At 62.1% G+C, this 21,123-nt stretch carries 21 protein-coding genes; 12 read left to right on the top strand and 9 right to left on the bottom strand.

What is annotated here, in order from left to right; translation table 11 throughout:
* Positions 1–134: 134 nt before the first annotated feature.
* Both ftsZ and OX460_RS25645 read left to right on the top strand, forming a co-directional pair.
* Positions 135–1,343 (top strand): cell division protein FtsZ, encoded by a 1,209-nt coding sequence (gene ftsZ / locus OX460_RS25650; protein WP_034748865.1) that lies wholly within the window; start codon positions 135–137, stop codon positions 1,341–1,343.
* Between the two features lie 183 nt (positions 1,344–1,526).
* Complete coding sequence (locus OX460_RS25645; protein ID WP_251351079.1) at positions 1,527–2,033, top strand: peroxiredoxin; 507 nt, start codon at positions 1,527–1,529, stop codon at positions 2,031–2,033.
* Positions 2,034–2,173: 140 nt separating this feature from the next.
* Here OX460_RS25645 and OX460_RS25640 read toward each other — a convergent pair whose 3' ends face one another.
* Positions 2,174–2,941, bottom strand: a complete 768-nt coding sequence (locus tag OX460_RS25640) for a class I SAM-dependent methyltransferase (RefSeq protein ID WP_251351080.1) — start codon at positions 2,939–2,941, stop codon at positions 2,174–2,176.
* A gap of 104 nt (positions 2,942–3,045) precedes the next feature.
* Here OX460_RS25640 and OX460_RS25635 point away from each other — a divergent pair, with 104 nt between their 5' ends.
* The 3 genes from OX460_RS25635 (at position 3,046) to lpxC (ending at position 5,839) form a co-directional block, all read left to right on the top strand.
* Positions 3,046–3,825 carry a helix-turn-helix transcriptional regulator gene (locus tag OX460_RS25635; protein WP_251351081.1) on the top strand — a complete coding sequence of 260 codons (780 nt, stop codon included), beginning with the start codon at positions 3,046–3,048 and terminating at the stop codon, positions 3,823–3,825.
* Between the two features lie 160 nt (positions 3,826–3,985).
* Entirely contained in the window at positions 3,986–4,828 is an 843-nt protein-coding gene (locus OX460_RS25630; protein ID WP_099668227.1) for a DMT family transporter, read from the top strand.
* Positions 4,829–4,903: 75 nt separating this feature from the next.
* A complete protein-coding gene (gene lpxC / locus OX460_RS25625; RefSeq protein ID WP_289900364.1) occupies positions 4,904–5,839 on the top strand; it encodes a UDP-3-O-acyl-N-acetylglucosamine deacetylase in 936 nt (311 codons plus the stop codon).
* Position 5,840: 1 nt separating this feature from the next.
* Here lpxC and OX460_RS25620 read toward each other — a convergent pair whose 3' ends face one another.
* Positions 5,841–6,350: a DciA family protein gene (locus OX460_RS25620; protein ID WP_099665424.1), complete on the bottom strand. Its 510-nt coding sequence runs from the start codon at positions 6,348–6,350 to the stop codon at positions 5,841–5,843.
* 279 nt (positions 6,351–6,629) lie between these two features.
* Between OX460_RS25620 and secA the strand changes: the two genes are divergently transcribed.
* Positions 6,630–9,398 carry a preprotein translocase subunit SecA gene (gene secA / locus OX460_RS25615; RefSeq protein WP_099665423.1) on the top strand — a complete coding sequence of 923 codons (2,769 nt, stop codon included), beginning with the start codon at positions 6,630–6,632 and terminating at the stop codon, positions 9,396–9,398.
* Between the two features lie 80 nt (positions 9,399–9,478).
* Here the strand turns inward: secA and OX460_RS25610 are convergent, their stop codons facing one another.
* A complete protein-coding gene (locus OX460_RS25610; protein ID WP_289900363.1) occupies positions 9,479–10,537 on the bottom strand; it encodes an alpha/beta hydrolase in 1,059 nt (352 codons plus the stop codon).
* 505 nt (positions 10,538–11,042) lie between these two features.
* Between OX460_RS25610 and argJ the strand changes: the two genes are divergently transcribed.
* The 5 genes from argJ (at position 11,043) to OX460_RS25585 (ending at position 14,330) form a co-directional block, all read left to right on the top strand.
* Positions 11,043–12,281 carry a bifunctional glutamate N-acetyltransferase/amino-acid acetyltransferase ArgJ gene (argJ, locus tag OX460_RS25605; protein WP_230541469.1) on the top strand — a complete coding sequence of 413 codons (1,239 nt, stop codon included), beginning with the start codon at positions 11,043–11,045 and terminating at the stop codon, positions 12,279–12,281.
* The gene (locus tag OX460_RS25600) at positions 12,278–13,159 is read left to right on the top strand and encodes an ATP-binding protein (RefSeq protein WP_289900362.1); all 882 of its coding nucleotides are present in this window, start codon (positions 12,278–12,280) and stop codon (positions 13,157–13,159) included. Before argJ ends, OX460_RS25600 begins: the two co-directional genes overlap by 4 nt.
* Positions 13,156–13,578, top strand: coding sequence for an NUDIX domain-containing protein (locus tag OX460_RS25595; RefSeq protein WP_251351085.1), 423 nt, complete (start codon positions 13,156–13,158; stop codon positions 13,576–13,578). Before OX460_RS25600 ends, OX460_RS25595 begins: the two co-directional genes overlap by 4 nt.
* A 119-nt stretch (positions 13,579–13,697) precedes the next feature.
* A complete protein-coding gene (locus OX460_RS25590) occupies positions 13,698–13,907 on the top strand; it encodes a DNA-binding protein (protein ID WP_251351086.1) in 210 nt (69 codons plus the stop codon).
* Between the two features lie 6 nt (positions 13,908–13,913).
* On the top strand, positions 13,914–14,330 hold the full coding sequence (locus tag OX460_RS25585) for a PIN domain-containing protein (RefSeq protein ID WP_289900361.1): 417 nt from the start codon (positions 13,914–13,916) through the stop codon (positions 14,328–14,330).
* 3 nt (positions 14,331–14,333) lie between these two features.
* On the opposite strand, the gene yacG is transcribed toward OX460_RS25585, so the two are convergent.
* The 6 genes from yacG to OX460_RS25555 form a co-directional block, all read right to left on the bottom strand.
* Positions 14,334–14,525, bottom strand: a complete 192-nt coding sequence (yacG, locus tag OX460_RS25580) for a DNA gyrase inhibitor YacG (RefSeq protein ID WP_034748814.1) — start codon at positions 14,523–14,525, stop codon at positions 14,334–14,336.
* An 18-nt stretch (positions 14,526–14,543) separates the two neighbouring features.
* Positions 14,544–15,299 carry a cell division protein ZapD gene (gene zapD, locus OX460_RS25575; protein ID WP_077399896.1) on the bottom strand — a complete coding sequence of 252 codons (756 nt, stop codon included), beginning with the start codon at positions 15,297–15,299 and terminating at the stop codon, positions 14,544–14,546.
* Positions 15,300–15,361: 62 nt separating this feature from the next.
* Positions 15,362–16,009, bottom strand: a complete 648-nt coding sequence (gene coaE / locus OX460_RS25570; protein WP_289900360.1) for a dephospho-CoA kinase — start codon at positions 16,007–16,009, stop codon at positions 15,362–15,364.
* Between the two features lie 31 nt (positions 16,010–16,040).
* Positions 16,041–16,910 (bottom strand): A24 family peptidase, encoded by an 870-nt coding sequence (locus tag OX460_RS25565; RefSeq protein ID WP_289900359.1) that lies wholly within the window; start codon positions 16,908–16,910, stop codon positions 16,041–16,043.
* 106 nt (positions 16,911–17,016) lie between these two features.
* A complete protein-coding gene (locus OX460_RS25560) occupies positions 17,017–18,213 on the bottom strand; it encodes a type II secretion system F family protein (RefSeq protein WP_289900358.1) in 1,197 nt (398 codons plus the stop codon).
* Positions 18,214–18,286: 73 nt separating this feature from the next.
* On the bottom strand, positions 18,287–19,759 hold the full coding sequence (locus OX460_RS25555) for a DHA2 family efflux MFS transporter permease subunit (protein ID WP_251351090.1): 1,473 nt from the start codon (positions 19,757–19,759) through the stop codon (positions 18,287–18,289).
* A 206-nt stretch (positions 19,760–19,965) separates the two neighbouring features.
* On the opposite strand from OX460_RS25555, the gene OX460_RS25550 reads away from it, so the two are divergent.
* Positions 19,966–21,123 (top strand): hypothetical protein, encoded by a 1,158-nt coding sequence (locus OX460_RS25550; RefSeq protein ID WP_289900357.1) that lies wholly within the window; start codon positions 19,966–19,968, stop codon positions 21,121–21,123.

Raw genomic sequence — 21,123 nt, 5'->3', positions numbered from 1 at the left:
AGGTCAGGTTTTTTGGCAGCATCGCAGGTACACACACATAACTTTATTTTATATTTAACCGCAGTTTTCAATCTCCAGTTCTCCTACCAATATGAGGCCTGGCGCTTGGAAACCGCATCTGATAGGAGCACATCATGGAGTTCGATATGGTCGATAACACAGCTTTAGGTACCGTCATCAAGGTCGTCGGCGTCGGCGGTGCGGGTGGCAATGCAGTCCAACACATGATCAACAAAGGCATGTCGGGTGTGGAGTTCATTGCCGCCAACACCGACGCACAGGCCCTGTCGACATCGAAGGCCCACAACATCATTCAGATCGGCGATACCGGTCTGGGCGCCGGCATGAAGCCTGCCGTCGGCCGCCAGCTGGCGGAAGAATCGCGCACGCGCATCGCCGATTCGCTGCGCGGCGCGCACATGGTCTTCATCGCTGCCGGCATGGGCGGCGGTACGGGCACGGGCGCCGCTCCTATCGTGGCTGAAGTGGCCAAGGAACTGGGCGCGCTGACTGTGGCCGTGGTTTCCAAGCCATTCTCGTATGAAGGCCAGAAGTGCATGGACATCGCCGACGAAGGCCTGGAGCAGCTGTCTCTGCACGTCGATTCGCTGATCATCATCCTCAACGAAAAACTGGAAGAGATCTACGAAGACGAAAGCATGCTGGAATGGATGCAGCATGCCGATGATGTGCTCAACAACGCGGTGGCCGGCATTGCCGAGATCATCAACGTGCCGGGCCACATCAACGTCGACTTCAACGACGTGAAAACCATCATGGGCGAGCAGGGCAAGGCCATGATGGGCACGGCGACGGCTTCCGGCGTCGACCGCGCACGCATCGCCGCGGAACAGGCTGTCGCTTCACCGCTGCTGGACGGCATCGACCTGTCCGGCGCGCGCGGCGTGCTGGTCAACGTCACGGCCAGCCGTGGCTTGAAAGGTAAAGAGATCAAGGAAGTCATGGCCGCCGTGCGCGCGTTTGCCGCACCGGATGCGTCGATCGCGCAAGGTATCGCCTACGACGACGCCATGGGCGACGACATCCGCGTTACCGTGGTGGCCACGGGCCTGGGCCGCGCGAAGAAAAACATCCAGCTGGTACCGCAGCAAGTGCTGCGCACCGGTACCCACAACAGCCCGTTGACTCCATCGGCTGCCATGGGTAGCGCGCAAGCGGCGACGACGACGGTTGGCGTGGCTACGCCGGCTGCCGGTTTCGACGGCATGAAAGCGCCGGCGGTATGGCGCCGCGAATCGGCTTCCGAGCAGGTGCGTGCGATGGAAAAGAATGGCATGGAGACGTACGATATTCCAGCCTTCCTGCGCAAACAGGCCGACTAAGGTGATGTGATGCATGCAACGATGACGGCGGCCTGAGGGCCGCCGTTTTTTTTGCCGGCTTTTGACTTTTGACTTTGCCTTTTCGGCCGTTTTCTGCACAAATACGGCAAGTCAGGCATACTATCGCGCAGTGTCGGCATCATGCCGGCAGCATCCTCAACCGACAGTACACAAGGAGTCAACATGACCATCAAGATCGGCGACACCCTGCCAGAAGGCACCCTGGCCGAATTCATCGAAAGCGAAACCGAAGGCTGCGCACTGGGCCCGAACACGTTCAACGTGCAAGACCTGGTCAAGGGCAAGAAGATCGCCATCTTCGGCCTGCCAGGCGCCTACACCCCGACCTGCTCCGCACAGCACGTGCCGGGCTACGTCAAGCACGCCGCCGACCTGAAAGCCAAGGGCGTCGATGAAATCTGGTGCATCTCCGTCAACGACGCGTTCGTGATGGGCGCCTGGGGCCGCGACCAGAAAGCTACCGGCATCGTGCGCATGATGGCTGACGGCAATGCCGCCTACAGCAAGGCCCTGGGCCTGGACGCTGATTTTTCCAAGCACGGCATGGGCACGCGCTCGCAGCGCTACTCGCTGCTGGTCGACAATGGCGTCGTGACGCAATTGAACATCGAGCAAGGCGGCAAGTTTGAAGTGTCGAATGCGGAAACGCTGCTGGGCCAACTGGCTTAAGTCCCTGAGAAAAAGTCCATGGCGGCGTTGCACTGCCTTGGCGTACTACTCGTACTGCCTGCGGCAATGCGCCTTGCCCTGAACATTTTTCAGGGACTTGTCTTTTTTGACGTAAAAACGGCGCCATCGGCGCCGTTTTTTTATTGTACCGACGGCTTGCTCGCCTCGAACATGGCCGCATCGATGCTGAACGAATAATCGTCCTGCAGTGCGAAATACCGGCGCGCTTCCTCGGGCGCGCCATCGAACAGGTTGCGGATGGCCGCCACTCTTTCGCTTGGCGTGCGCATGCGGGCCACCCACTCGTCGAACTGCATGGTCAGTTTCCACACGCTGCGCAAGCTGTGCGTAAAACCTGCGTTGTCAAACTTGGCGCCCCATTCGCAGCTGCGGTAGTCGCGTACGTGGGACGCGTCGCGCAGCATTTCCACCGCCTGCAAGGTGCTGTCGTACAGGGCCGTCTTGGGCGCGACGATGTCGACCACTAATAAGGTGCCGTTCGGGCGCAGCACGCGCCACGCTTCTGCCAGGGCTCCCGCCACGTCGTTCCAGTGGTGCGCGGAAAAGCGCGTGACGACCATGTCGAAGCTGGCGTCGGCAAACGGCAGGCGGGCCACGTCGCCCTGTTGCGTGCTGATATTGTGCAAGCCGCGCTGCACCTTGGCGCAGTCGACCACGTCGAGCATGGGCTGCGCCAGGTCATAGGCGACCACCGATTGCGCCACGGGGGCGACGGCGAAGCTGGCGTGGCCGGCGCCGCAGCCCAGGTCCAGGACGGTGGGCTTGCCATGGCGGCGCGCGCATTCCTGCATCAGCACCAGGTCGGCGCCTTGCGCGTGTACGGCGCTGCTCAGGTAGGCATTGGCCGTCTTGCCAAACTGTTCGGTAACGACATCGTGCTGCTGCATGGTTTTCTCCTGTGGATGGCTGAGTTCCTGCAGAATAGGGATAAAATTATCCTGTAACAAGACCATAACTTATACTGGTATATCTACTACCATGCTTCCCCTTCATGTCGAACAAACTTGCTGAATTCATCCGCGCCCGGCGCGAAACCGTCACCCCCGCCATGGCCGGCTTGCCCGGCGGCGGACGGCGGCGCACGCCTGGCTTGCGGCGCGAAGAGCTGGCACAGCTGTGCGATGTCAGTCCCACCTGGCTGACGTGGCTGGAGCAGGGGCGGCCCGTGTCGGCATCGGCCAGGATGCTGGCGCGCCTGGCGCAGGTGCTGCAGCTGAGCGCGGCCGAGCGCGCCTACCTGTTCGAGGTGGCAGACAAGCATGACCCCAGCCATGGCGCAGGCGAGGGCGGGGGACCTGCCGCCGCCGAGTTGGCCGCCATCGTCGCCGCCATCGACGCGCCCGCGTATATCCTGGACCGCGCATGGAATGCCGTGGCGTGGAACGGGGCGGCGTCCACGCTGTTTACGGGCTGGCTGCACGGCGACGGGGACGCGGACGCGCCGAACCAGTTGCGCTTCATGTTCCTGGAACCTGGTGCGCGCGATCTGGTCGTCGGCTGGCCCGAGCGGGCGCAGCGCCTGGTGGCGGAGTTTCGCGCCGATATCGGCCGGCAGGCGGATCAGGCGCCGCTGGCTGGCCTGATCGCCGAACTGGCCGATGCCAGCCTTGAATTTCGCCAGTGGTGGGGCGCGCAGCAGGTGCAGGGCCGTGATGGCGGCTTGCGCCAGTTCCGGCATGCGCAACAGGGCCTGCTTGCGTTCAATCAAGTGACCCTGCACCTGGCGCGCCAGCACGACTTGAAACTGGTGATGCTGTTGCCTGTGTCATAAGGTAAAACGGCCGCGCTTGTTATAATCGGGCTGACCGCCTGGCCCTGCCTGTCCAGACCATGCTGTCCTGGCTCCGGCCGTCGCCATGATGACGGTCCCGCTCTTTCGCCAGGAGTCTGTCCTGATACCCCGCAATCCCAACCTGCGCAGCATCTATGTGATGCTGGTCGCCGTCGCCATGTTTTCCCTGATGGACACAGCCATGAAGCTGTTGTCCGCTCATTACCCGCCGATGCAGGTGACGGCCTTGCGCGCCCTGTCGTCGTTGCCGCTCGTCTGCCTGTACCTGCTGTACCGCGGCGCCTTCAAGAATGTGCTGAAGGTGCGCTGGCCGCTGCACCTGTTGCGCGGCGTCTTGGGCGTGTTGATGATCACCCTGTTTGCCTACGGCCTGAAGCGCATGTCGCTGGCCGAGACGTATGCGCTGTTTTTCGTCGCCCCCTTGCTGATTACCGTCCTGTCGGTTTTTATCCTGAAGGAAAAAGTGGACTTCGCGCGCTGGTGCGCCATCGCCGTGGGTTTGCTGGGCGTGCTGGTGGCGCTGCGCCCCGACGGATCGGGATTCTTTTCGGTGGCCGGGCTGGCCGTGCTGGGCTCGGCCGCCTGTTACGCCATTTCCGCCGTCACGGGCCGCATCCTCAGCCGCACGGACGCCAGCGAAAGCATGGTCTTTTGGCTGATGGTGATGATGGCCCTCGGCGGCGTGGCCTTGTCGGCGCACGAGTGGGTGAGCATCCGCCGCGAAGACTGGTGGCTGCTGGCGGGCTTGTCGCTGAGCGGCTTCCTGGGGCAGTTGGCGATTACGGAAGCGTTTCGTCATGGCAAGGCGTCCAGCGTGGCGCCGTTCGAATACTCGGCCCTGGCCTGGGGCATGGCCCTGGACTGGATGCTGTGGCGCGCCTTGCCCGACGAATACACCCTGATCGGTGCGGCCATCATCATCGGCAGCGGCATTTACCTCGTGCGCAGGGAGGCTGTCCATGCCGAGAGCGAGCATCCATGAGTAGCGGTTGTGGTATTTCTGGCGTGGGCCATGCCGCGCCGCAACGAAAATCCGGCAAATAGATATAATCGACAGATGTTAAAACAACGCACCATCAAACAACAGGTCCGCACCATCGGTGTCGGTTTGCATTCTGGCACCAAGGTCGAGCTGACTCTGCGTCCTGCCGCGATCGACACGGGCATCGTGTTTCGCCGCATCGACCTCGATCCCATCGTCGAGTTCCCCGCCAGCGCCATGGCCGTGGGCGATACGCGCATGGCTTCCGTGCTGATCAAGGATGGCGCCAGGGTTTCTACAGTGGAACACCTGATGTCGGCTGCGGCCGGCCTGGGCGTCGACAATATGTATATCGAGGTGAATGCGGAAGAAATCCCCATCATGGACGGTTCCGCCTCGTCCTTCGTCTACCTGCTGCAGCAGGCTGGCGTGGAAGAGCAGCAAGCGCCAAAGAAATTTATCAAGGTCATCAAGCCTGTGGAAGTGCGTCACGGCAAGGGTGACGCGGAGAAATGGGCGCGCTTGTCGCCGTATGACGGCTTCAAGCTCGATTTCTTTATCGAATTCAATCACCCGGCCGTCGATGGCACGATGCAGCGCGCCTCCGTCGATTTCGGCGACGTGTCGTATGTGCACGACGTGGCGCGTGCGCGCACGTTTGGCTTCATGCAGGACGTGGAAAGCTTGCGCGGCATGGGTCTGGCCCGTGGCGGTTCGCTGGAAAACGCCATCGTGATGGACGAATACCGCATCCTCAACGCCGATGGCTTGCGCTATGAAGACGAGTTCGTGCGCCACAAGATCCTCGACGCGATTGGCGACCTGTACCTGGTGGGCCACCCCTTGCTCGCGTATTACACGGCGCACAAGTCGGGCCACGCGCTGAACAACCAGCTGCTGCTGGCGCTGCTGGAACAGCCGGAATCGTATGAAATCGTTTCCTTCGATACAAATGAGGCGGCGCCGCAATCGTACCTGCGTCAAATGGAGCGCGAGTGGTCGTTGACCTGAGTTAATCCTTCGGTTCGCGGTGGTGGCGCACCATATTGCGTAGCGCCGCGATCAACTGCTCGTTTTGCTTCGACGCTGGCAGGGCCGTGCTCAGCTCTTCCAGGGCCGACATGGCTTTTTCCGGCAAGACCAGCGCCCGCGTATGCACGATGGGCGCGATGCTCTTGATGACTTGCACTTTCAGCTTGATGCCTGAAATCTGCCAGCCTTTTCTTTCCAGCTCCCCTTGTAACTTTGGTAATTGCTGCTTGAGCTTGGCCGCCAGCGCCGCGTTCGGCGTGGCCAACACCAACTGGCCGCTCTCGAACTGCAGGATGTCGCAATGCTCGAACATGGCCGGCAAGGCCTTGGCGCAATCTTTTTGCAGGGCGGCCAGGCGCGTGACGGTGGGCATCAGGGAGGCCATCGTCGCGTTGCCGCGCAGAAAATCGGTTGCGCCCGTGACGGCCGGGCCGGAGCGGGCAAAGCCGTAACCGCGGCGCGGTGCCGGAGAATAAGTGGGAGTTCGCATGGCCGAAACATAGCACACTAGCCCGCGCATGACGAGTGCGGCGGCGGGTGCGGTGCAGGCGGGCGGACCGTATTGCCTTACAGTATGGAAAATGTCCGCAATTTCTGCTATTTGTTTGTCATTAAGCTATTGTTATATGGCGCATTACCCCAACCATGTCGGGAACGCATGATAAAATCATCGTCTTTTGCCATAGTCGAACTCCGTGCGGTGACGCGATTACTACCGCGTTGTTCCCTACCGAGCTTTTTTTAACGGCGTTATTTCAAGAATTCAAGCATGTCATTACTGACCCAGATTTTCGGTAGCCGCAACCAGCGGCTGCTCAAGCAATACCAAAAAACGGTACGCGAGATCAATGCGCTCGAGCCGGCCATCGAAAAGCTGTCGGATGCCGAGCTGCAAGCGAAGACGCCTGCCTTCAAGGAACGCATCGCCGCCGGCGAATCGCTCGATGCCTTGCTGCCGGAAGCCTTTGCCGTCTGCCGCGAGGCCAGCAAGCGCGTCCTGCGCATGCGCCATTTCGATGTGCAGATGATCGGCGGCATGGTCTTGCATTTTGGCAAGATCGCGGAGATGGGCACGGGCGAGGGCAAGACCCTGATGGCAACCTTGCCAGCCTACCTGAATGCCTTGTCGGGCAAGGGCGTGCATATCGTCACCGTCAATGATTACCTGGCGCAGCGCGATGCCGAGACCATGGGCCGCCTGTACGCATGGCTGGGCCTGTCGACTGGCGTGAACATGTCGCAGATGGAGCACAGCGCCAAGCAGCAGGCGTACAATTCCGACATCACGTATGGCACGAACAATGAATTCGGTTTCGACTTCCTGCGCGACAACATGGTCTACGAAGCGCGCGAGCGCGTGCAGCGCAGCCTGAACTTCGGCATCGTCGATGAAGTCGACTCGATCCTGATCGATGAAGCGCGTACGCCGCTGATCATTTCGGGCCAGGCCGAGAACCATACGGACCTGTATCACAAGATCAATGAAGTGCCTGCGCGCCTGACTTTGCAGATCGGCGAAGAAACGCCGGATGGCAAGGGCAAGGTTGAAGTGCCGGGCGACTACACCAAGGATGAAAAAGCGCACCAGGTGCTGCTGACGGAAGCCGGCCACGAAAAGGCCGAAGGCATCCTGATGGAGATGGGCCTGCTGCCGGAAGGCGCCTCGCTGTACGACTCGGCCAACATCACCCTCGTGCATCACCTGTATGCGGCCCTGCGCGCGCATGCGCTGTACTTCAAGGATCAGCACTATGTGGTGCAGAACAATGAAGTGGTGATCGTCGATGAATTCACGGGCCGCCTGATGACGGGCCGCCGCTGGTCCGATGGCTTGCACCAGGCCGTCGAAGCGAAAGAGGGCGTCAAGATCCAGAACGAGAACCAGACCCTGGCCTCGATCACCTTCCAGAACTACTTCCGCATGTACGCCAAGCTGGCCGGCATGACGGGTACGGCCGATACGGAAGCGTACGAATTCCAGGAAATCTACGGCCTGGAAACGGTCGTGATTCCGCAAAACCGTCCGCTGCAGCGCAAGGACCGCCAGGATCAGGTCTATAAATCGTCGGCGGAAAAGTACAACGCGATGTTGAACGACATCCGCGACTGCTACGAGCGCGGCCAGCCCGTGCTGGTGGGTACGACCTCGATCGAGAACTCGGAACTGTTGTCTGGCATCCTGACCAAGGCCGGTTTGCCGCATAACGTGCTGAACGCGAAACAGCATGCGCGCGAAGCGGAAATCATCGCCCAGGCAGGCCGTCCGAAAGCCATCACCATCGCCACCAACATGGCCGGTCGCGGTACGGACATCGTGTTGGGCGGTAACGTCGAGAACCAGATCAAGTTCATCGAAGCCAATCCTGAGCTGAGCGACGCCGACAAGGCAGCCCAGTCGCAGACCTTGCGCGATGAATGGCAATCCCTGCACGACCACGTGGTCAATGCGGGCGGCTTGCACATCATCGGCACCGAACGCCACGAATCGCGCCGCGTCGACAATCAGCTGCGTGGCCGTGCCGGCCGCCAGGGTGATCCGGGTTCGTCACGCTTCTACCTGTCGCTCGACGACGCGCTGCTGCGCATCTTCGCCGGCGACCGCGTGCGCGCTGTGATGGACCGTCTGAAAATGCCGGAAGGCGAACCGATCGAGGCAGGCATCGTCTCGCGTTCGATCGAATCGGCCCAGCGCAAGGTTGAAGCGCGCAACTTCGATATCCGCAAGCAATTGCTGGAATACGATGACGTCGCCAACGACCAGCGTAAAGTCATCTACCAGCAGCGTAACGAATTGCTGGAAACGACCGATATTTCCGACATGATCGCTTCCTTGCGTCATGGCGTGTTCACCGACCTGGTGCACGAGTACGTGCCGCATGAATCGGTGGAAGAACAGTGGGATATCAAGGGCCTGGAAAATACCCTGGCGAGCGAATGGCAGCTGGACTTGCCGCTGCATGAAATGCTGGAAGCCGATTCGACCCTGACGGACGAAGAGATCCTGGAAAAAGTGCTGGCCGCGGCCGATGCCGTGTACCAGTCGAAGATTGATATCGTCGGCAAGGAATCGTTTGGCGGCTTCGAACGCAATGTCATGCTGCAAAGCGTGGACAGCCACTGGCGTGAACACCTGGCGGCGCTCGATCACCTGCGCCAGGGTATTCACCTGCGCGGTTATGCGCAGAAGAATCCGAAACAGGAATACAAGCGCGAAGCGTTTGAGCTGTTTGGCCAGATGCTCGACATGATCAAGAACGACGTCACGAAACACGTGATGACGGTGCGTATCCAGTCGCGCGAAGAAGTCGATGCGGCCGAACAGGCGATGCAGCAGTCGCACGTGGAAAACGTGCACTACCAGCACGCCGAATTCGACCCGAACGCGGCGCCGGAAGAACTGCTGGCTCCTTCGGCCGGCGGCAACATGGACAACGTCGACGACATGAGCGTGAGCATGGGCGTCAAAGTGGGCCGTAACGACCCATGCCCTTGCGGCAGCGGCAAGAAGTACAAGGCTTGCCACGGCAAGCTGGCGTAAAGCCCGCTGCATGGCCTGAACAAGAACGGAGACCGCGGTCTCCGTTTTTTTATGCCCGGCATGCCTTGCCCGGTCCCGGCTCAGGGAAAGGCCCAGTATTGCGGCGCCTGCGAGGGAATGCCCTTCAAGCCGCCGCGATTTTTTGCCCGTTGCCCCGTCTTGATCATGGTGGCGATATCGGTCAGCAAGACGCGGTTGCTGGCGAAGTAATCGTGCCCCATGAAGTTCATGATGACGGCCGAGGCATCGACGAGCTCCATGCCGGGAATGCCGACGACGGGACCGCGGATGTCGCCTATCCTGTCCCAGTCGGCAAAGTTGTAGGAAGCGCGGATGGCCTTGTCGTTCGCGGACGCGTACAGGGTGGCGGAGAGCTTGAGGCTGGCAAAGCGGGGGGCGATCTGGTCGCGGAAGACATCGGCATTGATGTCCGGCGCCGCCAGCACCACCTGCTTGAACAGGGGCAGCAGGTCGGGGCGCTTTTCCAGCAGGTTGGCCAGGGCCACGGTCATCGGACGGTTGCCCATGCTGTGGGCGATGAGGTAGATATCGGTGGCCGAGGAGTGCTCCGCGAAATCGGCCAGGAACGCCTGCAGGTGCGCCTGCGTCCATTCGGCGGAATTCTGGTCGTATTCGTAGCCGGCCATCGAACCTTTCGATGGCCAGCTGTAGAACACGGGCAGGGCGCCGATATCGAGGTCGACCGCCATCTGCGCCGTGCGCCGGGCGGCGTCGTCAAAGGAATTGCTGTAGCCGTGGATATAGATGAAGGCGGCGCGGCGTTCCGGTGCGGCTTGAATGCTTGCCTTGACGGTGGCGAGGAAATCCGCGCGCGACAGGCGCGTGGTTCCCTTGATCAGCACATATTTTTGCGCATCGTCGCCGGACAGGATGGCGTACCACGGCGGCAGCGGCAGTTCGCCCGGCGCTCTTTTTTCCGGGATGCTGACGAGGACGCTGCCGTAGCTCAGGTGGGGCGCGGCGCGGTTGGGCTGCCAGCCATAGCTGCGGCTGCTGGCCTGGTATTGCCTGTCGGTGGCGTAGTACACGGTGACGTGCACGGCGCCGGCCGGCGGTGGATCGTTGCCAGGCTTGGCCATGCCGCTGCTGCCCGTGAGCATGCCGCTGCTGCCGACCAAGCCGCCGATGCCTGACCATGAGCTGTTCCATGGGAAGGTTGGCGGTGGTCGTCCCACCCCGATCGCGGGTGGAAATTCTGCGGCTGGCGGCGTTTCAGCGGCCGGCGGCGCTGTGGATGCCAGATCGGTGGCGTGGCCGATGGCATGATCGGCCGGTTCGCCTGGCAGCGTACAGGCCGTCAACGAGGCCAGCAGGCAAAACAGGCAGCATAAACACCATAGGCGCAACGGGCGTGACGAGCTTGAATCGCTGCGATGCATGCGGTAGGATTTTCCATGCGCCATGACATTCCCTCCCCGGGCGCTTGTGCGAGACGCGTGATCGTCTGTTCCTATACCTTAGCGCCGCCAGGCGGCAGCGTTCTGATAAATCGCAAGCCTGGTCATGTTGCCGACCCGCTTCGCGACTGCCCTGGCCGGCGCGACTATTCCCTTGCCGCATGTTCACCGGCGCCGCGAAGGCGCTACAATAGCGCTTCCCTTTTCCCTCGCAGAAGAAATCACCATGGCCGTCAATTCCCCCAAGCCCGTCGCCGCCGACTTGAAAGCCGTCGCCGGCATTGAAATCGGTGTTGCCGAAGCCGGCATCAAGAAACCCAACCGCAAGGATTTGCTGGTATTGAAACTGGCGCCGACGGCCACCGTGGCCGGCGTGTTCACCTTGAACCGCTTCTGCGCCGCGCCCGTGCAAATCTCGAAGGCCAACCTGGCCGCCGTGACGGCCGGCGCCGCGCCGATCCGCGCGCTGCTGGTCAATACGGGCAACGCGAATGCGGGCACGGGCGAATCGGGCCTGGCTGACGCGCAGGCCAGCTGCGCCGCGCTGGCCGAGCTGCTGGGCTGCACGCCGCAGCAAATCCTGCCGTTTTCCACCGGCGTGATCCTGGAACCCTTGCCCGTGCAGCGCCTGGTCGCCGGCTTGCCGCAAGCCGTGGCCGCATTGACGCCGGACAACTGGTTTTCGGCCGCCGAAGCCATCATGACCACCGACACGCAGCCGAAAGCCGGCTCGCGCACCGTCACCATCGGCGGTCACGCGGTGACCCTGACGGGCATCAGCAAGGGCGCCGGCATGATCAAGCCGAACATGGCCACCATGCTGGGTTTCCTCGCGTTTGACGCCACCGTGGCGCAACCGGTGCTGGACCAATTGGTGAAGCAGGCGGCCGACAAATCGTTCAACTGCATCACCATCGACGGCGACACCTCCACCAATGACTCGTTCATGCTGGTGGCCACGGGCGCGGGCAGCCTGGTCATCGATTCCATCGATTCGCCGCACTATGCGGAACTGGCCGCTGCCGTCACCGAACTGTCTACTTTTCTCGCGCAAGCCATCGTGCGCGACGGCGAAGGCGCGACGAAATTCATGACCGTGACCGTGGAAGACGGCCGCAACGTGGAAGAGTGCCGCAAGATCGCCTATTCCATCGCCCATTCGCCGCTGGTGAAAACGGCGTTCTTTGCCTCCGACCCGAACCTGGGCCGCATCCTGGCCGCCATCGGCTACGCGGGCGTGGACGACCTTGATGTGGGTCAATTGAACCTGTATCTGGACGACGTGTGGGTGGCCAAGAACGGCGGCCGCAACCCGGACTACCAGGAACAGGATGGCCAGCGCGTGATGCAGCAAAGCGAAATCACCATCCGCGTGAAACTGGCGCGCGGCGATGCCACGGCTACCCTGTGGACGTGCGATTTGTCGCATGACTACGTGTCGATCAACGCCGACTACCGCTCATGACCGGCCTCGATCAATTCCTGATCCGCGCCGAAAGGGTATTGGCGCGGCTCGAGTCGATCTTGCCGCCGGCCTTGCCGGCGACCGACTGGACCAGCTTTGCCTTCCGCTGGCGCCGGCGCCAGGGCGCGGCCAGCCATCTGCAGGCCGTGGCCCACGTGTCGTCCATCGCCTTGGATGACTTGCACAATATCGGCACGCAAAAGGCGCAGATCGAGCAAAATACGCGCCAGTTCGTCAGCGGACGTCCCGCCAACAACGTGTTGCTGACGGGCGCGCGCGGCACGGGCAAGTCGTCGCTGATCAAGGCATGCCTGAACCAGTTCGCCGATCAAGGCCTGCGCTTGATCGAAGTGGACAAGGCGGATCTTGCCGACTTGCCCGACATCGTCGACCTGGTGGCGGCGCGCCCCGAGCGCTTCATCATCTTTTGCGACGACCTGTCGTTCGAAGAGGGCGAGAGCGGCTACAAGGCGCTGAAAGTGGCGCTCGACGGCAGCATCGCCGCGCAATCGGACAATGTGCTGATCTACGCCACGTCGAACCGCCGTCACCTGATGCCGGAACGCATGTCCGACAACAGCAGCTACAAGACGGATGACGACGGCGATTTGCATCCGGGCGAGACGGTGGAAGAGAAAATCTCGCTGTCCGAGCGCTTTGGCCTGTGGCTGTCGTTCTACCCGTTCAAGCAGGATGACTACCTCGATATCGCAGCGCACTGGCTCGCTTCGTTCGGCTGCACGCCGGAACAGATCGCGCAGGCGCGCGGCGACGCCCTGCGCTGGGCCTTGCAGCGCGGTTCCCGTTCGGGCCGGGTGGCGTGGCAATTCGCACGCGATTATGCTGGGAAACTACCTGCGGGAAAGTTGCCGCAATGAGTGATATGAAAGTGACACCGGTGGATGTCGCCGTCGGCATCCTGATGAAACCGAATGGCGACGTGTTGCTGGGCCAGCGCCCGGCCGGCAAGCCGTATGACGGCTATTGGGAGTTTCCTGGCGGCAAAGTCGAACCGGGCGAAGCCATTTTTGACGCCTTGAAGCGCGAGTTTGTCGAGGAACTGGGGCTGTATATCGACAGTGCCGAGGCCTGGTGCGGCGTCGAATACGTGTATCCGCACGCCCACGTGCGCCTGCATTTCTATATCAGCCGCGAGTGGCGGGGCGAGCCGCAAAGCCTGGAAGGGCAGGCGTTCGCCTGGCAGGGCACGGTCGGCGTGGAACCCTTGCTGCCGGCCACCATTCCCTTGCTGGAATGGCTGGACGAGGTACGCCGGGAATCGCTGGCGCTTGCCTGATTGACACTTGTTCCAGCGGGCAGCACCATGCTGCGTGCTGGCGCAAGCTTTCCTGTGACTTTCCTTGTATCGCGCGCGCTTTGCGCTACAGTGCTTTCATCTAGCATTGGGAGTTGCGCATGCCGCTGACACTGACCTTTACCGATACCGATGAATTGCTGATTGCCGCCCTGCACAAGCGTGCGCGCGCGCATGGCCGCAGCATCGAAGACGAGCACCGCGACATTCTGCGCAGCGCCTTGCGGCCGCTGCCGAAGCGTCCGCTCGACGATATTCTGCGCGGCATGCCCGACGTGGGGCTTGATGCGGATTTCGAGCGCCGCACCTGACGTGCGATGTCCGCCTACCTGGTCGACACGGATGTGATCGTTGCGGCGCGCAAGGGCAGCGCTGCGCCGGAGGGCGTGCGCACTTTTTTCGAACGGGTGGCGCCGGAAATGCGCTATGTGCCGGTACAGGTGATCGCGCAATTGCGCGCAGGCATACAGCGCAGCTGGCGGCGCGAAGCGGCGCTGGAAGCACTGGCGCTGGAAGGCTGGCTGGAAGCAGTGCTGGCGGACTATGCGCCGCGGCTGCTGGAATTCGACCTCGATTGCGCCCTCGTGTGCGCCCGCCTGTGTGAGCGGGGCCATGCGCATGGCGTCGATGGGCAGATCGCGGCGATGGGTATCGCCTATGGCTTGACGGTGGTCAGTGGCAGGCTCGACAGTTTCGCGGCGCAGGGGCTGCGCCTGGAAAATCCGTTTCGCTGAGAATTATTGCGGCTTGTTGTCTTCGTCTGCCAGTGGATCTTCGAACGGGTCGGCGGCGGGGATCGTGTATTTCTCTTCGGCCCAGGCGCCCAGGTCGATCTGCTTGCAGCGTTCCGAGCAGAAGGGGCGGAATTTGTTGGCTTCAGTCCATTCGACTTTGGCGGCACAGGTAGGGCAATTAACGACGGTCATGATGGGGCAAATAAGTAACAGTTAAAAATTACAGAGCGTGAGCTCGAATGGTACATCTTCTTCCAGCGGCTTGGGCTTCAAGTCGCCGCCCTGGGTGGTGAAGCGTACCCACAGCATGTATTTGTTGGCGGAAATTTCCGGGATGGCGCCGCTGCTTTCATCCAGGCTCAGGCGCAGCATCTGGTACACCTTGCCTTGCAGCATTTGCTGGTAGCTGCCGCCATTGGCGATCAGTTTAACGGGTCCGCCGGAATCGCGCAGCAGGCGCAATACCAGGGCCAGCGCGTCGAACAGCGGTGCGAGCGGGGCGAACCAGGCGTGGATGTCGGTCAGGCGCTGTTCCGAGCTGCGTTTCTGCCAGGCAAAGTAGGACGGCAAGTCGAATTCGCAGGCGCCGCCCGGGATGATGGTGCGGCCGCGGATGCTCATCAGCCATTCATTGTCGCGGATATTCTGGCCCGTCTTGCCTTGCGCCGCCACCAGGGCGCCGCTGACACTGTCGAGTTCACCGAGGATGGCGTCCAGGGTTTCCGGTTCCACATTCGGATTGCTGCGGTAACCGAGCAGGCTTTGGCGCTGGCGCTCGAGTTCCTGCAGCAGGTCGGACTTCAGGTCGGCGCGGCCAGCCACTTCGAGCATATCGAAAATAGTTGCCAAGGCAACATGGTGCTGCATTGCATGCTCTTGCTGGATGAAGAACTTGAATTTGTCGTACAGGTCTTCCAGCCGCAACAAGGTACGTATGCGTTCGTTGAAAGGGTATTCGTAGACAATCAAAATAATTCCCTTAAGTAAGGACCTGCAAACAATCCCGTGATTTTGAACCAAGCGTCGACAAATTACAAACGTTGCGACCCGATTCCGGCCATTCTTTTTGAAAATGCCAGATATAAATCGTGCAACTGGGCAATCTGCGGCGCCAGGGCGGCCAAATCGCCATTATTGTCGATCACATCGTCCGCCGCCGCCAGGCGCATGGCGCGCGTGGCCTGCGTCGCCATGATGGCTTTGACTTGTTCTTCCGATAAGCCATTGCGCGCCATCACGCGCGACACTTGCAGGCTTTCCAGGCAATCGATGACGAGAACCCGGTTGACGCGTTCCACCCATCCGCCGGACTCGACGAGCAGGGGGACGGCAAAGATCACGTAGCTGCCCGTCGCTTCGGCGGCCGCCGCCAGGGTCGCCTGGCGGATGCGCGGGTGCAGGATGGCTTCCAGTTTTGCCTTGGCGGCGGCGTCGGCGAATACGAGGTTGCGCATTTTTGAGCGGTCGAGGGCGCCGCGCGCATCGGCGTAGTCGGGGCCAAATTCCGCCACCAGGGCCGGCATGGCCGCGCCATTGGGCGCCGTCAGGCTGTGCGCGATCTGGTCCGTGTCGACGATGGAGGCGCCCAGCGCGGCGAACTGGTCGGCCACGGTGCTCTTGCCGCAACCGATGCCGCCGGTGAGACCCACGCTGAAATACGGTGCGTTATGTAGCTGCATGTGTTTTTCCATAGGGGCAGTGTTGCGCGGGTCAGCTGGTCAGGCCCAGTGTGAGGCGCGACAGGGGCGTGCCGTACAGCAGCGCGATCAGGCCTGCCGCCGCCAGATAGGGGCCGAACGGAATCGGTTTGTCGCGCCCCCGCTTGGCAAACACGATCAGGCCGATGCCGACCACGGCGCCCACCAGCGACGACAACAGGATGATCGTCGGCAGCATGGTCCAGCCCAGCCACGCACCGAGCGCCGCCAGCAATTTGAAGTCACCATAGCCCATTCCCTCCTTGCCTGTCGCCAGCTTGAAGGCCCAGTACACGGCCCACAGGGCCAGATAGCCGGCGGCCGCGCCGATGACGGCGTCTTGCAGGGGTACGAAAGTGCCATTGATATTGATCAGCAAGCCCGCCCACAGCAGGGGGAAGGTGAGGTCGTCGGGCAGCATTTGCGTATCGGCGTCGATGAAGGTCATGGCGATCAGCAGCCAGGCAAACACGAGCGTGGCCAGGCCCGTCCAGCCGCTGCCGAAGTGCCAGACCAGGAGGGCCGACAGCGCGCCCGTCAGCAGCTCGACCAGCGGATAGCGTACGGAGATCGGTGCCTTGCAGGCGCTGCATTTGCCGCGCAGCAGCAGATAGCTGATGACGGGAATGTTTTCCATGGCCGTGATGCGGTGGCCGCAAGCGGTGCAGTTCGAATGCGGCAGCATCAGGTTGTAGCGGTCCGTGTGCGGCAAGGGCAAGCCGCTTTCTTCCGCCACATAATTATCGGATTCGCGCTGCATCATTTTCGGCACGCGGTGGATCACCACATTCAGGAAGCTGCCGACGATCAGGCCGAACAGGGCGGCAACGAGGGCGACGGGCAGATTGCCGGGCGCGGCGAACAGCAGGGTATCTTGCAGCATGGTGAACTTGTCTGAGGTGATGAATGTTGCCGTGCAAACATTGCCTGGCACTGCCGCAGTGTAAAACATCCGCCGGCACATGGGGACGTTTTAGGTGGGTGAATGGTCAAATCACGGCCCCCAGCTTGAAAATCGGCAAATACAGGGCGATCACGAGGGAACCGACGAGCACGCCAAGCACCACCATCAGCGCCGGTTCCAGCAGCGTGGAAAGGGTGGCCACGGTGGCGTCGATATCGGCCTCGATGATGTCGGCCGCGCGCGACAGCATGGCGTCGAGCGCGCCGGACTCCTCGCCGATCAGGGTCAGCTGCGTCAGCAAGGGAGGGAACACGCCGCTGTGTTCCATGGCCAGGGCCAGGCTGCCGCCGGCGCGGATTTCGCGTTCGATGCGCGTCGTCGCTTCCTGGTACAGCGCGTGGCCGGCGGCGGCGCCTACCAGGCCGAGCGAGTCGAGCAGCGGTACGCCGGCGGCGAACATGGCGGCCAGGGTGCGCGTCCAGCGGGCGATCGCCGCCTTGCGCAAGAGGGGACCGAACACGGGCAGGTGCAGCGCCCGCAGTTGCGTGTTGCGCCGCCACGCGGGAGAGCGGCGCCAGGCCAGGTGCAGCAGCACGCAAGCGAGCACGAGCACCGCCAGCAAGGCCAGCCAGTAGCGGACTACAAAGGCGGACACGCCCATGACGAGCAGGGTGGGCAGCGGCAACGGCGCGCCGAAGCTGTCGAAGACCTGGCGGAAAGCGGGCACGACCACGCTCATGATGATGGCCGTGACGACGAAGGCGACGAGCACGATGGCCAGCGGATACATCAGCGCGCCGCGCACCTTCCGCCGCAGGGCGATGGCCTTTTCCTGGTGCGTGGCCAGGCGCGCCAACAAATCCTGCACGATGCCGGCCTGTTCGCCTGCCGCCAGCAGGTTGCAATACAGTTCGTCAAACAGCAGCGGGAACTGGCGGAAAGCCTGCTGCAGGCTGCTGCCCGCTTCGATGTCGTGGCGCAAGTCGCGCATCAGCGCCGTGATGGCGGGCTTGGCATGGCCCTTGCCGGCGATGTCGAAGGCGTGCAGCAGCGGCACGCCAGCCGCCATCATGGTCGACAGCTGGCGCGTAAACAGCGCGATATCCTTGCGCGTGATGGCCTTGCCGGGTGCGCTGCGCGCAGCCTGCACCCGGTTGGCCAGGATGCCCTGGCTTCTCAATGTGGCTTTGGCAGCGCAGACGTCGGCGGCGCGCAAGACGCCGTCGACCGGCTTGCCTTGGCGGTCCGTGCCCTTCCACGCAAAGCGCCGCTCGGCCGCCATGTGCACCTCCTGTCATCACGATAGCAGCGTCAGGAAAAAGTACCAGCGGCGCTGGCGGCAAGCTTGATGTGGCTCAGCCTTTCGTGGTTTGCACTTCCGTCTGCACAGCGGCCTGGGCCTTGACGTCGGCCGCATCCTCCTCGTCGCTGTCCGTGCCCTTGCTGATGCTTTCGCCATCGTCGCGGCGCAAGGTCCAGAAGGTCAGCGAGGACAGCACCGTCAGGGCGGCCAAGGTGAGGAAGGCGTGATGCAGGGCCGTGCTGAGCATGGCGCGGTCCGACTGCGGCATGTCGCCCAGGTACCAGCCCGTGATCAGCGAACCGAAGGCGAGGCCAAAGCTCATCGACAGTTGCTGCATCGAGCTGGCGATCGTACTGGCCATGCTCGAATCGTTCTTGTCGACGTCGGCATACGCGATGGTATTCATGCTGGAAAACTGCAGCGAATTGAAAAAACCCATGCACAGGCTGATGGCGACGATGACGTACAGGGACGTGCCCGCGCTCACCTGCGAAAACATGGCGATGGTCACGCCGATCAGCACGGTGTTGACGATCAGTACCTGGCGATAGCCGAAGCGGGCCAGCACGCGCGCGGAAATGAATTTCATGCCCATGGCGGCAGCGGCCGACGGCATCATCAGCAAGCCCGATTGCCAGGCGGGCAAGCCCAGGCCCAGCTGGTACAGCAGCGGCAGCAGGAAGGGCAGGCCACCCACGCCCAGGCGCGTGACGAAGCCGCCCACCACGGAAACGCGGAAGGTGCGGATCTTGAACAGGGTCAGGCGCAGCAGCGGATGCAGCACTTCGCTTGAATGCCAGACATACGCGGCCAGCAGGCTGATGGAGATGAACAGCAGCACGGCAAACGAGGTGCCGTCGATGCGGTGTTCGCCGAAAATTTCCAGCAGCCATGACAGCAGCGCGATACCCGTGCCGAACAACACGAGGCCGATCAAGTCCAGCGGACGGGGCTTGTCGCCGTAGTAATCGGGCATGTAGCGGTGCGCCAGATACAGCGCGACCAGGCCGACAGGCACGTTGACGAAGAAAATCTCGCGCCACGACAGCCAGTGCACGATCAGCCCGCCGACCGTGGGCCCCAGCAGGGGACCGATCAGGGCGGGGATGATGACGAAATTCATGGCCGCCAGCAGTTGCGACTTGGGAAAGGTGCGGATGATGGTGAGCCTGCCCACCGGCATCATCATGGCTGCGCCCACCCCTTGCAGCAGGCGCGCGGCCACCAGCATGGGCGCATTCACGGACAGGCCGCACAGGATGGAGGCGAGGGTAAAGATGGCGACGGCGGCGGAAAACACGCGCCGCGTGCCGAAGCGGTCGGCCATCCAGCCGCTGATGGGAATGCACACGGCCAGGCTCAGGATGTAGCTGGTGACGACGGCTTTCAGGCTCAGCGGCGTCACATTCAGGCTGGCGGCCATGGCGGGGATGGCGGTGTTGACGATGGTGGAGTCGAGTTGCTCCATGAACAGAGCGGTGGCAACCACCCAGGGAAGGTAGCTTTTAATGGGGGAACTGGTCATGGATGCGAGCCTGAAGAGGAGAAACGGAGCCGACAGTACGATGAATTGTCACATAAATGACGCAGGCGTGCCGCCCGCGCCTTCCCTTTTGGCAACATGCCGGGGGCGTAGTCCATGGAACATTTGTTCTATAGCAATAGATTGCGGGCAAGGCTAGCATGTGTTTTCTGGCAGCTCCTACCTCTTTTCCCTGAAAGTCACTCCACATGAAAAATGCACTTACGTTTCTTGTCCTGGGCGCGGCCCTGTCCGCATGCGGTGGCGGCAGCGATGGCGGCACGCCGGAGGCGCCCGCCGCACCGCCTGTCGTCGTGACACCTCCCGTCGTTCCCGTGGACAGCGTGACGGTGGCGTCAGTTGCCGTGGCCAGGGAGGCCGGCTTGACCATCATTGCCGGCGCCAGCGCCGATGAAAGCGTGTATGACGTGGCTGCCGATATCGGCGACACCTGGCGCATCACGTTCGACAGCGTCAAGAAAACCTACACTATCCGCGTGCTGTCGACGCAGTTCGGCTTGAGCGACCGCAGCGGCACCTTTACTGCGTCCACCACCGGCAATCTCACCACTTATACGGCAACGGATTTCAGCGTCGCCGTCGATGCGCGCACGCGTCTTTTGTCTGGCAACGTCAAATTGGGCAACATGGTCTCGACCGTCAGCGGCACCGGCTATGCGGTGGGTGACGTGGCCAAGCTGGCCGGCAACTATATCTTCCTGGGCGGCATGCGCAATGCCTCGAACGGCGGTGACCGTTTCAATCCGAAAGGCAGTCTCAGGATCGCCGCCGACGGCGCGGCCCAACTGTGCATTGGCGGCGTGTTCAACGCGCAAGGCGTGTGCTCGCCAGTATCGCCGCTGCTGGAAGCGGAAAACGCCAGCCTGACCTTGGTCAAGGATGCGAAGAACGGCTTGCTCGTCGCCCGCCAGGGCAGCCAGGACTTCGGCATCGTGCACGTGCATGCGGGGGACCGGGGGCTGGCGCTGTTCATCGACCGCTACAGCCGCAACCAGGAAAACGTCCTGCGCGTGGGCACCATCGTGGCGGCCAGACAGCAGAAAATCGGCACGGAAATTAATGGCAGCTACGCCTGTGCGGCGCAGGGTGGCACGACGGGCAAGATCGACATCGCCAGCAATGTGGCGACCATCACAAATAACGGTACGGGCAAGGTGCACGCGGAAAACGTGACCCTGAACAAGCTGGGCTTGGGTACGCAGGCCGTCGAGTTCGATGGCATCGCCGTGTTCAAGGACCCCGCCGACGTGCCGGCCGACTATTCGATGTTCATGCCCGTGTCATCGAGCATGGCCGTTGAATTTTCGAGCGACCGCTCGTACATGGGCATGTGCCTGAAAAAATGA

It is taken from the genome of Janthinobacterium sp. SUN033 (genome assembly GCF_030397595.1).
GTDB classification, from domain to species: domain Bacteria; phylum Pseudomonadota; class Gammaproteobacteria; order Burkholderiales; family Burkholderiaceae_D; genus Janthinobacterium; species Janthinobacterium kumbetense.
The sequence above is the reverse complement of the archived record's forward strand: the minus strand, read 5'-3'. Positions and strand labels throughout refer to the sequence as shown.

Excerpts from the sequence above, each read along its gene's own strand:
- secA (WP_099665423.1), top strand. The coding sequence starts at position 6,630 with ATGTCATTACTGACCCAGATTTTCGGTAGCCGCAACCAGCGGCTGCTC.
- lpxC (WP_289900364.1), top strand. The coding sequence starts at position 4,904 with ATGTTAAAACAACGCACCATCAAACAACAGGTCCGCACCATCGGTGTC.
- OX460_RS25565 (WP_289900359.1), bottom strand. The coding sequence starts at position 16,910 with ATGCTGCAAGATACCCTGCTGTTCGCCGCGCCCGGCAATCTGCCCGTC.
- OX460_RS25590 (WP_251351086.1), top strand. The coding sequence starts at position 13,698 with ATGCCGCTGACACTGACCTTTACCGATACCGATGAATTGCTGATTGCC.
- OX460_RS25600 (WP_289900362.1), top strand. The coding sequence starts at position 12,278 with ATGACCGGCCTCGATCAATTCCTGATCCGCGCCGAAAGGGTATTGGCG.
- OX460_RS25645 (WP_251351079.1), top strand. The coding sequence starts at position 1,527 with ATGACCATCAAGATCGGCGACACCCTGCCAGAAGGCACCCTGGCCGAA.
- OX460_RS25595 (WP_251351085.1), top strand. The coding sequence starts at position 13,156 with ATGAGTGATATGAAAGTGACACCGGTGGATGTCGCCGTCGGCATCCTG.
- OX460_RS25550 (WP_289900357.1), top strand. The coding sequence starts at position 19,966 with ATGAAAAATGCACTTACGTTTCTTGTCCTGGGCGCGGCCCTGTCCGCA.
- OX460_RS25560 (WP_289900358.1), bottom strand. The coding sequence starts at position 18,213 with ATGGCGGCCGAGCGGCGCTTTGCGTGGAAGGGCACGGACCGCCAAGGC.
- OX460_RS25585 (WP_289900361.1), top strand. The coding sequence starts at position 13,914 with ATGTCCGCCTACCTGGTCGACACGGATGTGATCGTTGCGGCGCGCAAG.
- OX460_RS25630 (WP_099668227.1), top strand. The coding sequence starts at position 3,986 with ATGCTGGTCGCCGTCGCCATGTTTTCCCTGATGGACACAGCCATGAAG.
- OX460_RS25620 (WP_099665424.1), bottom strand. The coding sequence starts at position 6,350 with ATGCGAACTCCCACTTATTCTCCGGCACCGCGCCGCGGTTACGGCTTT.
- coaE (WP_289900360.1), bottom strand. The coding sequence starts at position 16,009 with ATGCAGCTACATAACGCACCGTATTTCAGCGTGGGTCTCACCGGCGGC.
- OX460_RS25640 (WP_251351080.1), bottom strand. The coding sequence starts at position 2,941 with ATGCAGCAGCACGATGTCGTTACCGAACAGTTTGGCAAGACGGCCAAT.
- OX460_RS25635 (WP_251351081.1), top strand. The coding sequence starts at position 3,046 with ATGTCGAACAAACTTGCTGAATTCATCCGCGCCCGGCGCGAAACCGTC.
- OX460_RS25555 (WP_251351090.1), bottom strand. The coding sequence starts at position 19,759 with ATGACCAGTTCCCCCATTAAAAGCTACCTTCCCTGGGTGGTTGCCACC.
- ftsZ (WP_034748865.1), top strand. The coding sequence starts at position 135 with ATGGAGTTCGATATGGTCGATAACACAGCTTTAGGTACCGTCATCAAG.
- argJ (WP_230541469.1), top strand. The coding sequence starts at position 11,043 with ATGGCCGTCAATTCCCCCAAGCCCGTCGCCGCCGACTTGAAAGCCGTC.